The sequence below is a fragment of the Cellulosimicrobium sp. NPDC057127 genome, assembly GCF_042670945.1.
GTDB lineage: Bacteria > Actinomycetota > Actinomycetes > Actinomycetales > Cellulomonadaceae > Cellulosimicrobium.
This window is the reverse complement of record NZ_JBHUUP010000004.1, coordinates 219,713-232,109: the sequence shown is the minus strand read 5'-3', so window position 1 is coordinate 232,109 and position 12,397 is coordinate 219,713. Positions and strand designations below refer to the sequence as shown.

The 12,397-nt window shown below is 73.2% G+C and carries 10 protein-coding genes; 9 read left to right on the top strand and 1 reads right to left on the bottom strand.

Annotated elements, in window-relative coordinates; translation table 11 throughout:
- Positions 1 to 20: 20 nt before the first annotated feature.
- From ACFTZA_RS06025 to ACFTZA_RS06015, 3 genes are all read left to right on the top strand, one after another.
- Positions 21 to 1,379: a glycerophosphodiester phosphodiesterase family protein gene (locus ACFTZA_RS06025; RefSeq protein ID WP_378191837.1), complete on the top strand. Its 1,359-nt coding sequence runs from the start codon at positions 21 to 23 to the stop codon at positions 1,377 to 1,379.
- A gap of 102 nt (positions 1,380 to 1,481) precedes the next feature.
- On the top strand, positions 1,482 to 2,120 hold the full coding sequence (locus tag ACFTZA_RS06020) for a carboxymuconolactone decarboxylase family protein (RefSeq protein WP_378191835.1): 639 nt from the start codon (positions 1,482 to 1,484) through the stop codon (positions 2,118 to 2,120).
- Positions 2,117 to 2,989, top strand: coding sequence for an RNA polymerase sigma-70 factor (locus ACFTZA_RS06015; protein WP_378191833.1), 873 nt, complete (start codon positions 2,117 to 2,119; stop codon positions 2,987 to 2,989). The genes ACFTZA_RS06020 and ACFTZA_RS06015 overlap by 4 nt, the downstream gene beginning before the upstream one ends.
- Positions 2,990 to 2,992: 3 nt before the next feature.
- Here the strand turns inward: ACFTZA_RS06015 and ACFTZA_RS06010 are convergent, their stop codons facing one another.
- Positions 2,993 to 3,595 carry a shikimate kinase gene (locus ACFTZA_RS06010; RefSeq protein WP_378191831.1) on the bottom strand — a complete coding sequence of 201 codons (603 nt, stop codon included), beginning with the start codon at positions 3,593 to 3,595 and terminating at the stop codon, positions 2,993 to 2,995.
- A 213-nt stretch (positions 3,596 to 3,808) separates the two neighbouring features.
- Between ACFTZA_RS06010 and ACFTZA_RS06005 the strand changes: the two genes are divergently transcribed.
- The 6 genes from ACFTZA_RS06005 to ACFTZA_RS05980 all read left to right on the top strand — a co-directional run bounded on the left by ACFTZA_RS06005 (position 3,809) and on the right by ACFTZA_RS05980 (position 12,268).
- The gene (locus ACFTZA_RS06005; RefSeq protein ID WP_378191829.1) at positions 3,809 to 4,840 is read left to right on the top strand and encodes a LacI family DNA-binding transcriptional regulator; all 1,032 of its coding nucleotides are present in this window, start codon (positions 3,809 to 3,811) and stop codon (positions 4,838 to 4,840) included.
- 102 nt (positions 4,841 to 4,942) lie between these two features.
- Positions 4,943 to 6,205 (top strand): extracellular solute-binding protein, encoded by a 1,263-nt coding sequence (locus tag ACFTZA_RS06000; protein ID WP_378191827.1) that lies wholly within the window; start codon positions 4,943 to 4,945, stop codon positions 6,203 to 6,205.
- A gap of 59 nt (positions 6,206 to 6,264) precedes the next feature.
- Complete coding sequence (locus ACFTZA_RS05995) at positions 6,265 to 7,245, top strand: carbohydrate ABC transporter permease (RefSeq protein ID WP_378191825.1); 981 nt, start codon at positions 6,265 to 6,267, stop codon at positions 7,243 to 7,245.
- Positions 7,242 to 8,060 carry a carbohydrate ABC transporter permease gene (locus ACFTZA_RS05990; RefSeq protein WP_378191823.1) on the top strand — a complete coding sequence of 273 codons (819 nt, stop codon included), beginning with the start codon at positions 7,242 to 7,244 and terminating at the stop codon, positions 8,058 to 8,060. Before ACFTZA_RS05995 ends, ACFTZA_RS05990 begins: the two co-directional genes overlap by 4 nt.
- A 68-nt stretch (positions 8,061 to 8,128) precedes the next feature.
- Positions 8,129 to 10,093 (top strand): glycoside hydrolase family 127 protein, encoded by a 1,965-nt coding sequence (locus tag ACFTZA_RS05985; RefSeq protein WP_378191821.1) that lies wholly within the window; start codon positions 8,129 to 8,131, stop codon positions 10,091 to 10,093.
- 54 nt (positions 10,094 to 10,147) lie between these two features.
- Positions 10,148 to 12,268, top strand: coding sequence for a TIM-barrel domain-containing protein (locus tag ACFTZA_RS05980; RefSeq protein ID WP_378191819.1), 2,121 nt, complete (start codon positions 10,148 to 10,150; stop codon positions 12,266 to 12,268).
- Positions 12,269 to 12,397 lie beyond the last annotated feature (129 nt).

Sequence of the window (12,397 nt, the reverse complement as noted above, 5' to 3'; positions counted from 1 at the left end):
GTCGGAGAAGGAACGGACCCGTGAACCGTCGTACCCCCGCCCTGGCCGCCGCGCTGGCGGCCCTGCTCGCCTGCGGCACCGCTGCCACGTCGAGCGCCGCACCCGCCACGCCGCCGCCCGGGTCGGACCTGCCGGCGTTCGACGTGCAGGCGCACCGCGGCGGCGTCGGGCTCCACGTGGAGAGCTCCGTCGCGTCGTTCTCGGAGGCGCTGCGCATGGGCGTCACGACGCTCGAGCTCGACGTGCAGATCACGCAGGACGGCGAGGCGGTCGTCACGCACGACCGGCGCACGAACGCCGCGGTGTGCCGTGACACCGCGCCGGCGACGCCGGGCGACCCCGAGTACCCGTACGTCGGGAGGTACGTCAAGGACCTCACGCTCGCCCAGCTGCGCACGCTCGACTGCGGGTCCGTGACGAAGCCGCAGTTCCCGGAGCAGCAGCCGTCGCCCGGGGCCCGGATGATGCTCCTCACCGAGGTGTTCGACCTCGTGCGCGACCACGACGCCGAGGACGTGATGCTCAACATCGAGACCAAGGTCGAGGCCGGCGCGCCGCACGAGACGGCGCCGCGCGAGCAGTTCGTGCAGGTCGTCACCGGCCTCGTGCGCGAGTGGGACATGGCCGACCAGGTGACGATCCAGAGCTTCGACTGGGGCGCGCTCATGCGCGTGCGCGAGGTCATGCCCGAGCTGCCGGTCGTCGCGCTGACCAACGGCCAGCAGTTCCTCCAGGTGGGGATGCCCGGGGCGTCGCCGTGGCTCGGCGGCATCGACATCGACGACTTCGACGGCGACCTCGTCGCGGCCGTCGACTCGTTCGGGGCCGACGCGCTCTCCCCGGTGCACGGCGACCCGCAGAACGGCTCGATCGAGGACCCCGGGTACGTCCCCTTCACGACGGCGGAGCTCGTCGCCGACGCGCACGCCGCCGGGATCCGCGTCGTGCCGTGGACCGTGGACGACCGCGCGACGATGGAGCACCTCGTCGACCTCGGCGTCGACGGCCTCATCACCGACCGGCCGGACGTGCTGCGCGACGTCCTCGCCGACCGCGGCTACGACCTCCCGGAGGGCCGCACCTGGGCCGGCGAGACGGAGCTCGTGGACCTCGTCGCGGACGCGCGCTGCCTGAACGGGCGCGCGTACGTCGCGGTGCACGCCGTCAACGGCGAGCCGGCGCCCGTCGACGTCCGCCTCGACACCGCCTACGGCGAGGTAGGACGGACCGCCGTGCGGCCGGACGCAGCCGCCTACGGCACGGTCGCCGCACGCACGACGAGCGTGCCCGCGGGCGAGGTTGCGGTCACCGCGTCGCCGGGCGGCGGCGTCGGGCACGACGTGGCGCGCACCGTGACGTACGACGGCGTCTCCTGCTGACCCCCACCCACCTGCCGTCCTCGACCGGGCGGCCCGTGCGTGTCACACGCGTGGCCCGCCCGGTGTCTTGATGCCGAACGCACCAGGACACCGGGAGGAACGATGACCAGCACGGCCAGCACGACGAGCACGACCGGCGCCGCACGGGTGCCCGCGACCGAGATCACGGGGCTCTACGGCGCGCTGGTCAGAGCGTTCAGCCGCAGGATGCTCGGGGACGTCCCCGAGTCGCTGGGCGTGATGTGGCACCACAAGGCGCTGCTCAGGGACTTCATGAGCATCGGCCGCAAGAGCGAGAGGTGGGGGCACCTCGACAAGAACCTCGGCACGTTCGCCGTGATGGCGGCCGCCGCGACCGTCGGGTGCGGCGCGTGCCTCGACCTCAACTACTTCCTCGCGCACCACCGCGGGCTCGACGAGGAGAAGGCGCGCGAGGTGCTGCGGTGGCGCGAGTCCGCCGTGTTCTCGCCGGTGGAGCGCCACGTCCTGGAGTACGCCGAGGCGATGAGCACGACCCCGCCGTCGGTGACCGACGAGATGTCGGCCGTGCTGCTCGACGAGCTCGGAGCGGCCGGGCTGCTCGAGCTCTCGGCCCGCGTGGGCGTGATGAACATGAACGCGCGCACCAACGTCTCGCTCGGGATCCGGTCGCAGGAGTTCGCGGCGTCGTGCGGTCTCGCGCCGCTCGCGCGTCCCTCGACCGGCGCGCAGGACGGCGCGGGTGACAGGCTGGCCGCATGAGCGACGACCCGTTCGTCACCCACCGCAACCTCCTCTTCACCGTCGCCTACGAGATGCTCGGTTCGGCCGCCGACGCCGAGGACGTGGTGCAGGACACCTGGTTGCGGTGGGCCGTGGTCGACCAGCACGAGGTGCGCGACGCCCGCGCGTACCTCGTGCGGGTCGTCACGCGGCAGGCGCTCAACCGCCTGCGCACCGTCGCGCGCCGCCGTGAGGACTACGTCGGTGAGTGGCTGCCCGAGCCGCTGCTCACGAGCCCCGACGTGGCCGACGACGTCGGGCTCGCGGAGAGCGTCTCGATCGCGCTGCTCACCGTGCTCGAGACGCTCCGCCCCGCCGAGCGCGCCGTCTTCGTGCTGCGCGAGGTCTTCGACGTGCCCTACGACGAGATCGCGGACGCCGTCGACCGGTCGCCTGCCGCGGTCCGGCAGATCGCGCACCGGGCGCGGGACCACGTCGCGGCGCGGCGCCCGCGCGTCCGGGTGGACCGCGCGCAGCAGCGGGAGGTCGTCGACCGGTTCGTCGCCGCGCTCGAGAGCGGTGACGTGCAGTCGCTCATGGACGTGCTCGCTCCGGACGTCGTGCTCGTGCCCGACGGCGGTGGGATCGCGGGCGCCGCCCGTCGCCCGCTCGTCGGGCCGGACCGCATCGCCCGCTACCTCGTCGGTGGTCTCGGCAAGGCCCGTGGCGCCGTCACGATGGAGCCGACGTGGCTCAACGGCGCCGTCGGCCTGCGGGTGGCGGTCGACGGCACGCTCGCCGCCGCGGTGGGCCTCGTCGTCGAGGGCGGCCGCATCACGCGCCTCTTCGGGGTCGCCAACCCCGACAAGCTGGCGCGGCTCGACGCGGAGGCGCCGCTCGCGCGGTAGCCGTCAACGGTCGTCGAGCCGGTCTCCGGCCGGCGCTGCGACCCACCTCGCGAACTGCGCGGCGGACGCGTCCGGCGTCCGGCCGCGGGTGACGAGCGTGGCGGTCGCGAGCGAGCGGGTACCCGGGTCGTCGAGCCACGCGGCGAGCAGGTCGTGCCCGTCGCGCACCCAGTCTGTGCCCTTCGTCGCGACCGATCTCCGCCGGAGCTCGTCGAGAGCGGCGTCCCGGTCTGCCGAGGGCAGCACGAGGACGACGTGCGGGACGTCGGCGAGCACGGCGCGCACCGTCGCGAGGTGGGTCGCGTCGGTGTAGCTCGTGTGCCCGGCCCCCAGCGCGACGACGGCACCGGGGTGCTCCGCGACGACCCGGCCGACCGCGTGCGCGCGAGCCGGCTCCCACTCGCGCTCCGCGGCGAGGCGGCCGACGACGCCGACGCGCTCGACCAGCCGGGCGACGCTCCACCTGACCTCCGCGTAGTAGCGGTCGCCCACCTCGTCCACGTCGACGAACGGCACCCCGAGACGCGCCGCGGCGAGCTCGCCGATCGTCGTCTTGCCTGCCGCGGGCGGCCCGACGAGGACGGCGGCGGGCGTTCGGAGAGGCACGGCCCGATGCTCCCACGCGACCGGCGCTGTCAGTGCCCGTGACCTGCGTCGTCGTCCCGCCGACGGGCTCGCTCGGCGTCGGATCCGTTCGGAAGTCGTCGAACCCGTTCGACGCCGGAGTTGCCAGATCGTGATGTTTCCTCGCCCGGTCGATGCTTGCGCGCTCTCGAGAGAGCGCACTACTGTCGAACCGGTTCGCAAAGAGGAGGCACAGTGGCCACCATCGGTGACGTCGCCCGCATCGCGGGTGTCTCGCGCAGCACGGCGTCGTACGCGCTCTCGGGGAAGAGGGCGATCTCGGCGGACGTGCGCCGGCGCGTCGAGGACGCGGTGCGCTCGCTCGGGTACACGCCCAACGCCGGTGCGCGCGCCCTCGCGACCACCCGCACGATGGTCATCGGCCTCCTCGCGCAGTTCCTTCCCGACGAGTTCGCGCCCGCGATGCTCCAGTACATGCTCGGCGTCTCCGACACCGCGCGGGAGCACGGCTACGACATCCTGCTCGCCACCGACGCGGACGGGACGCGCGCGCTGCGCCGCATGACCGACTCGCGCATGGTCGACGGCGTCGTGCTCCTCAACGTCGCCGAGGACGACGAGCGCCTGCCCATCCTGCGCGCAGCGCCCCAGCCCGGCGCACTCGTCGGCCTGCCCGCCGACTGCACCGGCGTCGACGTCTTCGACCTCGACTTCGAGGAGGCCGGCCGGCTCATGGTCGACCACCTCCACCGCCTCGGGCACCGCGAGCTCGTGCTCGTGTCGCAGCCCGAGCACGTCGTCGAGCGCGGCGGTGCGTACGTGTGGCGTCTGCAGAACGCCGCGCTCGAGGCGGCGCGCGCCCGCGGGGTGACGCTGCACGCGGCCTTCGGCTCGTCGCACCAGCCCGACGTCGGGCGCGATCTCAACGCGCTGCTCGACGCCCACCCGGGCGCCACCGGCCTCCTCGTGAACAACGAGGCCGCCGCCGCGGCGCTCCCCACGGTCCTGCACGAGCGCGGCCTGTCCGCGCCCGCGGACCTGTCCGTCGTCGGGCGCTACTCGGACGAGTTCGCCCGCACCTTCTCCCTGCCGTTCTCCTCGGTGGAGTCCGCACCCGACCGGCTCGGCCGCATGGCCGTGCGCCAGCTCGTGCGACGCATCGAGGGGGAGGTGGGGCCCGACGAACCGCACGTCGTGCGCTTCGTCTCGCCCGAGCTGGTCGACCGGGGCAGCACGGGGGCGCCGCCCCGGGTCCCGGGGGCCTAGGCCCCCTCACCCCGACCGGTAGGTCCGCCACACCAGGGAGCGGGCCGTTCGCACCGCCAGGCCGCCCGACGTCGGACGGTCACGTTCAAGGAGGAACCACAGATGCAGAACACGAGGCGCAAGCCCGTCGCCCTCGCGACGACCGCCGTGCTCACGACCGCCACGCTGGCGCTCGTCGGGGCCTGCTCGTCGGGCGGGTCGACCGACAGCGCGTCGGGCGACGACTCGACGTACACGTGGTGGGACCCGTACCCCCAGCACGACGGCTCCTCGGAGTGGGAGCAGCGCGTCCAGCAGTGCGGCGAGGACGCCGGCGTCACCATCGAGCGCACCGCGTACGACACGACGGCGCTGACGAACCAGGCGCTGCTGTCGGCGCAGGAGGGCACGTCGCCCGACATCATCCTCATCGACAACCCGGCCGTCTCGACCCTCGCGGACACCGGGATGCTCACCACGGTCGACGAGCTCGGCCTCGACACGGGCGACGTCGACGAGAACCTGCTCGCGGCCGGTGTCGTCGACGGCGACGCGTACGGCATCCCGATCGGGGCGAACACGCTCGCGCTCTACTACAACGCCGAGATCCTCGAGGCCGCCGGCGTCGACCCGGCGTCGATCACGGACTGGGAGTCGCTCAACGCGGCGCTCGGGGCGGTCACCGCGGCCGGGCACGAGGGCATCACCTTCGCCGGCATCGGCACCGAGGAGGGCTCGTTCCAGTTCCTGCCCTGGTTCTGGGGCGCGGGCGCCGACCTCACCCAGCTCGACTCTCCCGAGGCCGTCGAGGCGCTGGAGCTGTGGACGGGCTGGCTCGACGCGGGCTACGCGCCGAACACGGTGATCCAGAACTCGCAGAACACCACGTGGGAGGAGTTCCTCACGGGCAACTTCGCGTTCGTGGAGAACGGCACGTGGCAGGTCAACAGCGCGGCCGAGGCCGGGTTCGAGACCGGCGTCATCCAGCTCCCGGCCCAGGACGGCGGCGTCGCGCCCGCGCCGACGGGCGGCGAGTTCATCGTGGCCCCGGTCCAGGACGACACCGACCGCTACGACGTGACGCGCCAGATCGTCGAGTGCATGACGACGCCCGAGGGCTTCGTCGAGACGGCGACCACGTTCGCCTACTACATCCCGCCGACGGAGGCCGGGCAGGAGCAGCTCCTCGAGGAGAACCCGGAGCTCGAGACCTGGGTCGAGGCCGTGCGCAGCGCCAAGGGCCGCACGAGCGACAACCTCGGCACGGACTACCCGATGATCTCCGAGGCCCTGTGGGGCGCGGTGCAGAACGCGCTCTCCGGTGCGGCGACGCCGCAGGAGGCCCTCGAGACCGCGCAGGCCGAGGCCGAGGCCGCCACGAGCTGACCTCACGCGCACCTCGTGCGTGATGTGAGCGATCACACCACCTCAGTGAAGGACGAGTCATGACGACCATCCCGACCGCCGTCGGGACGAGCGACAGCACCCTGGGAGCGGCGGGCACCACGCCCGCCGCCCCCAGGGGGCGCCGCCGCCGGCGGGGACCGAACGCCAGCCAGTGGGCGGCAGTGGGCTTCGCGGCCCCGCTGCTGGTCTACCTGGTGCTCTTCTACGCGTACCCGCTGTGGCGCAACATCGACCTCAGCCTGCACGACTACAACATCCGGGCGTTCGTCCAGGGCAACGCCGAGTTCGTGGGCTTCGAGAACTTCGCCGACGTGTTCGCGTCGTCGACGTTCCCCACGGCCCTGTGGAACACCGTGGTCTTCACGTTCGTGTCGATCGCGTTCCAGTTCGTCATCGGGCTCGCGCTCGCGGTGTTCTTCCGGTCGAGCTTCCGGCTCTCGAACGTGCTGCGCGCGCTGTTCCTCGTGCCGTGGCTCCTGCCGCTCATCGTGTCCGCGTCCACGTGGGCGTGGATGCTCAGCAGCGAGAACGGCATCGTCAACTCGGTCCTCGGCGCGTTCGGCGTCGAGCAGATCAACTGGCTGACGTCGCCCGACACGGCGCTCCTCGCGGTGACCATCGCGAACGTGTGGCTCGGCATCCCGTTCAACCTCGTGATCCTGTACTCCGGCCTGCAGAACATCCCCGGGGACGTCTACGAGGCCGCGTCGCTCGACGGCGCGGGTGCGTGGCGCCAGTTCCGCAGCATCACGCTGCCGCTGCTGCGCCCGGTCTCGGCCATCACGATCCTGCTGGGCCTCATCTACACGCTCAAGGTCGTCGACGTCATCTGGGTCATGACGACCGGCGGGCCGGGCAACGCCTCCACGACGTTCGCCGTGTGGTCCTACCGCGAGGCGTTCGGCACCGGCCAGCCCGACTTCTCACCCGCGGCCGCCGTGGGCAACATCCTCATCCTCGTCGCGCTCGTCTTCGGGTTCCTGCACCTGCAGCTCCAGCGCCGTCAGGAGGCGTCATGACCACGACCCGCCCCTGGTGGAAGACCGTCCTCGGGATCGTCTTCACCGCCCTCATGCTGTTCCCCGTCTACTGGATGGCGAACGTCTCCCTGACGAAGACGTCGGACCTGCGCGCGAACCCGCCGCACTGGTTCCCGTGGGACCCGACGTTCGAGGGGTACGTCCGCGTCTTCGAGCAGCAGCTGCCCGCGCTCGGCACGAGCCTCCTCGTGGGTCTCGGCACCGTCGTGCTGACCATCGCGATCGCCGCCCCCGCGGGCTACGCGATCGCCCAGCTCAACCTGCGGGGCCGGCGGAGCCTGAACTTCCTGCTGCTCGTCGCGCAGATGATCCCGGCCGTCGTCATGGCCATGGGCTTCTACGCGATCTACGTGCGGCTCGACCTGCTCAACACGATCCCCGGCCTGATCATCGCGGACTCGACGATCGCCGTGCCGTTCGGCGTGCTGCTCTACACGGCGTTCATGTCCGGCATCCCGCGCGAGCTGCTCCAGGCGGCGCGCGTCGACGGCGCGGGCCCGTGGCGGTCGTTCTGGTCGATCGTCGTGCCGATCAGCCGGAACTCGACCGTCACCGTGGCGCTCTTCGCCTTCCTGTGGGCCTGGTCGGACTTCATCTTCGCGTCCACGCTCAACCGCAACGGCGACATGATCCCGATCACGCTCGGCATCTACAACTACATCGGCAACAACACGACGCAGTGGAACGCCATCATGGCGACCGCCGTCGTCGCGTCCGTGCCCGCCGCCGTGCTGCTCGTCCTCGCCCAGCGCTTCGTCGCCGCGGGCGTCACCGCCGGCGCCGTCAAGGACTGAGCCGCACGCCCGCCAGGCCTGGGCGACCGACCGCGGTCTCGCGCCGAACCACCATCGAAGGACATCTCGTGACCGACCACGCCACACTCACCACGCCGCCCGCCGCGGGAACTGCGGGGGCCGCCGTCGACGCGCGACGGGCCTGCCCCGTCGTCCCGCCGACGCCCGGCCGCCGCGGCCTCGGGATCGGCGAGGTCCGGCTCGCCGACGGGTTCTGGGCGAAGCTCCAGGAGACGAACGCCCGGGCGACGTTCGAGCACTGCCTGACCTGGATGGAGCGGCTCGGCTGGCTCGCGAACTTCGACGCGGTCGCCGGCGGCACCACCGACCGTGAGCGGCCGGGGTGGCAGTTCTCGGACTCGGAGGTGTACAAGCTCCTCGAGGCGATGGCGTGGGAGCTCGGCCGGGCGGGCGACCCGGGGCTGGAGGCCACGTACGAGCGCCTGGTCGAGCGCGTCGCGGCGGCGCAGGACGCCGACGGGTACCTCAACACGTGCTTCGGGCACGCCGGGCAGGCGGCCCGCTGGAGCGACCTCGAGCGCGGGCACGAGCTGTACTGCGCGGGCCACCTGCTCCAGGCCGCCGTCGCGCGGGTGCGGACGGCGGGGGAGGACCGGCTCGTCGAGGTCGCGCGGCGCGTGGCCGACCAGGTCTGCGACGAGTTCCGGGCTGACGGTCGGCAAGGCATCTGCGGGCACCCCGAGATCGAGGTCGGGCTCGCGGAGCTCGGGCGGGCGCTCGGCGAGCCGCGCTACACCGAGCAGGCCCGACTGTTCGTCGAGCGCCGCGGGCACGGCACGCTGACGCCGATCCCGCTCCTCAGCCCGGCCTACTTCCAGGACGACGTGCCGGTGCGCGAGGCGGACGTGTGGCGCGGCCACGCCGTGCGCGCGCTGTACCTCGCGGCCGGGGCCGTCGACGTGGCCGTCGACACGGACGACGCCGGGCTCCTCGACGCGGTGACCCGGCAGTGGGAGCGCAGCGTCGAGCGGCGCACCTACCTCACCGGCGGCATGGGATCGCGCCACCAGGACGAGGGCTTCGGCGACGACTGGGAGCTGCCGTCCGACCGTGCGTACTGCGAGACGTGCGCCGGCGTCGCGTCGGGCATGGTGTCCTGGCGGCTGTACCTCGCCACGGGCGACGTCCGCTACGCCGACCTCATGGAGCGCACGTTCTACAACGTCGTCGCGACGTCGCCGCGCTCCGACGGCCGCGCGTTCTTCTACGCCAACCCGCTGCACCAGCGCGTGGCCGGGCAGGACGTCGAGCCGGACGCCGAGAACCCGCGCGCCGAGGGCGGCGTGCGCGCGCCCTGGTTCGACGTGTCGTGCTGCCCGACGAACGTGGCCCGGACGCTCGCGTCGTGGCACACCTACGCCGCGTCCGTCGAGGGCGACGAGCTCACGCTGCTCCAGTACGCGGCGGGCGAGGTGCGCGCGACGCTCGACGGCGGCGGCGAGCTCGCGGTGCGCGTGGACACCCGGTACCCCGACGACGGCGTGGTGCGCGTCGAGGTGCTCGACGCGCCCGGGCGCGAGGTCGCCCTGCGGCTGCGCGTCCCCGCGTGGGCGCACGGCGCGACGCTCGTGGCGCCCGGTCAGGACGTCCGACCGGTGGCGCCCGGCTGGGCCGAGGCCCGCGGCGCCCTCGCCCCCGGCGACGTCGTCGTGCTCGACCTCCCGACGGCGCCGCGCCTGACGTGGCCGGACCCGCGCGTCGACGCCGTGCGCGGCTGCGTCGCGGTCGAGCGCGGTCCCCTCGTCCTGTGCCTCGAGTCGACCGACCTGCCCGACGGCGTGGCGCTCGAGGACGTGCGCGTCGACCCCGCGGTCGCCCCGAGGCCGGAGGAGGACGGCGCGGTCGTGCGGGGGTCCGTCGTGCGGCCCCGTGCCGGACGACCCGGGCTGCCGTACTCCGGCGCCCCCGAGCCCGCGGTGGCGCGCGAGGAGATCGACCTCCCGCTCGTGCCCTACCACCGCTGGGCCGAGCGCGAGCCCTCGACCATGCGGGTGTTCCTGCCCACCCTCTGACCACCAGCACCACCGGCACCACCATCAGTCACCGTCATCGTCGAAGGAGACCGGATGAGCACCGCGAGCACCGCGAGCACCGCGGACGACCAGCCCGTGCGCGTGGACGGCACGCGCCTGGAGTGGCGGGGCGACGGGGAGACCCTCGTCGTCGAGCCGTGGGGCCGCGACAGCGTCCGCGTGCGCTCGACGCTCATGGGGGACGTCGTCGACTCCGACCACGCGCTGCTGCCGCGGGACCAGGTGACGGCCGCCGCGGGCGGCGGTGACGCGGTGGCCGACGCGCGGGTCGAGACCCGGGAGGACGGCGCGACGCTCGTCGTCGGCGCCCTGCGCGTCGAGTTCCGCGTGACGCGGTGGTTCCACGAGCCCGTCGGCTACGAGCGCTCGCGGTGCGAGCTCGCGTTCTACGACCGGCACGGGACGCTGCTCCTGCGCGAGCACGACCGCGGCGGGTCGCTCGACCTCGTCGCGCGCCGGTTCCGGCCGCGGCTCGGCGGCGACCTCGAGCTCACGGCCTCGTTCGAGTCCGCCCCGGACGAGAAGCTCTACGGGATGGGGCAGTACCAGCAGCACGTGCTGGACCTCAAGGGCTCGACGTTCGAGCTCGCGCACCGCAACTCCCAGGCGAGCGTGCCGTTCGTGCTGTCGAGCGCCGGCTACGGGTTCCTGTGGAACGACCCGGCGATCGGGCGCGCGACCTTCGCCCGCAACCGCACCGAGTGGTACGCCGAGGCCACGCGCCAGCTCGACTACTGGGTGACCGCCGGCGACACCCCGGCGCAGATCACGCGGAACTACGCGGACGCGACCGGTCACGCCCCGATGATGCCGGAGCGCGGACTCGGATTCTGGCAGTGCAAGCTGCGGTACTGGAACGCCGAGCAGCTCCTCGAGGTGGCGCGCGAGCACCGGCGGCGCGGGCTGCCGCTCGACGTGATCGTCGCCGACTTCTTCCACTGGCCGAAGATGGGCGACTACCGGTTCGAGGACGAGTTCTGGCCCGACCCGGCGGCGATGGTCGCCGAGCTGCGCGAGCTCGGGGTCGAGCTCATGGTCTCCGTCTGGCCGCAGGTCTCGCTCGAGTCCGAGAACTACGCGCACCTGCGGCGCGACAACCTCCTCGTGCGGGCCGAGCGCGGCCTCGACGTGCAGATGTCGTTCGAGGGGCCGAGCGCGTTCCTCGACGTGACGAACCCCGAGACCCGCAGGTGGCTGTGGGAGACGTGCCGCCGCAACTACGGCGAGCACGGCGTGCGCACGTTCTGGCTCGACGAGGCCGAACCCGAGTACGGCGTCTACGACTTCGACGCGTACCGGTACCACCTCGGGCCCAACCTCCGGGTGGGCAACCTCTACCCCCAGCTCTTCGCCCGGGCCTTCTGGGACGGGCAGCGGGCCGACGGCGAGGAGGAGGTGGTCAACCTCGTGCGGTGCGCCTGGGCGGGCAGTCAGCGATACGGCGCGCTGGTGTGGTCCGGCGACATCAGCTCGACATTCGACGACATGGCCCGGCAGGTCACCGCGGGCATCCACATGGGCGTCGCCGGGATCCCGTGGTTCACCACGGACATCGGTGGCTTCCACCGCGGGGACGTCAACGACCCCGCGTTCCACGAGCTCCTCGTGCGGTGGTTCCAGCTCGGCGCGTTCAGCCCCGTCATGCGGCTGCACGGCGACCGGCTGCCGTACGAGGAGGTCGAGGCCGCGGACGGCTCCCGCCGCCTGCGGTCGGGCGGGCCGAACGAGCTGTGGAGCTTCGGCGAGGAGGTGTACGGGGTGCTCGAGCGCTACGTGCACCTGCGCGAGGCACTGCGCCCGTACGTGCGCGACGTCATGCGCGCCGCGCACACGGACGGCCAGCCCGTCATGCGCGGGCTGTTCCACGACTTCCCGGGCGACCCCCGGGCGTGGGACGTGGACGACGAGTTCCTCCTCGGCCCGGACGTCCTCGTGGCGCCCGTGCTCGAGGCGGGTGCGCGTGAGCGCGAGGTGTACCTGCCTGCGGGCGCGCGGTGGACCGACGCGGCGACGGGCGAGGTGCACGACGGCGGGCGGACCGTCCGCGCGGACGCACCCCTCGACGTCGTGCCCGTGTTCCTGCGCGACGGCGCGCTGCCGCACGTCGTCGGGCGCACGACGGGCGCCGTGGCACCGGGGGCGCCCGCTCCCTGACCGGCGGGAAGGGGCGGGCGCCCGCCCGCACGGTGCCCGTCGAACCGGTTCGACAGTCGGATGACCTCGAGGAGGAGGTGACGACGTAAGGCGCCCCCACGGGGGCGGACGCGCACGACAACGCACCGA

What these genes read in the sequence shown, in the direction of transcription:
- ACFTZA_RS06020 (WP_378191835.1), top strand. Translation starts at nt 1,482, where the DNA reads ATGACCAGCACGGCCAGCACGACGAGCACGACCGGCGCCGCACGGGTG.
- ACFTZA_RS05995 (WP_378191825.1), top strand. Translation starts at nt 6,265, where the DNA reads ATGACGACCATCCCGACCGCCGTCGGGACGAGCGACAGCACCCTGGGA.
- ACFTZA_RS05980 (WP_378191819.1), top strand. Translation starts at nt 10,148, where the DNA reads ATGAGCACCGCGAGCACCGCGAGCACCGCGGACGACCAGCCCGTGCGC.
- ACFTZA_RS06000 (WP_378191827.1), top strand. Translation starts at nt 4,943, where the DNA reads ATGCAGAACACGAGGCGCAAGCCCGTCGCCCTCGCGACGACCGCCGTG.
- ACFTZA_RS05990 (WP_378191823.1), top strand. Translation starts at nt 7,242, where the DNA reads ATGACCACGACCCGCCCCTGGTGGAAGACCGTCCTCGGGATCGTCTTC.
- ACFTZA_RS06015 (WP_378191833.1), top strand. Translation starts at nt 2,117, where the DNA reads ATGAGCGACGACCCGTTCGTCACCCACCGCAACCTCCTCTTCACCGTC.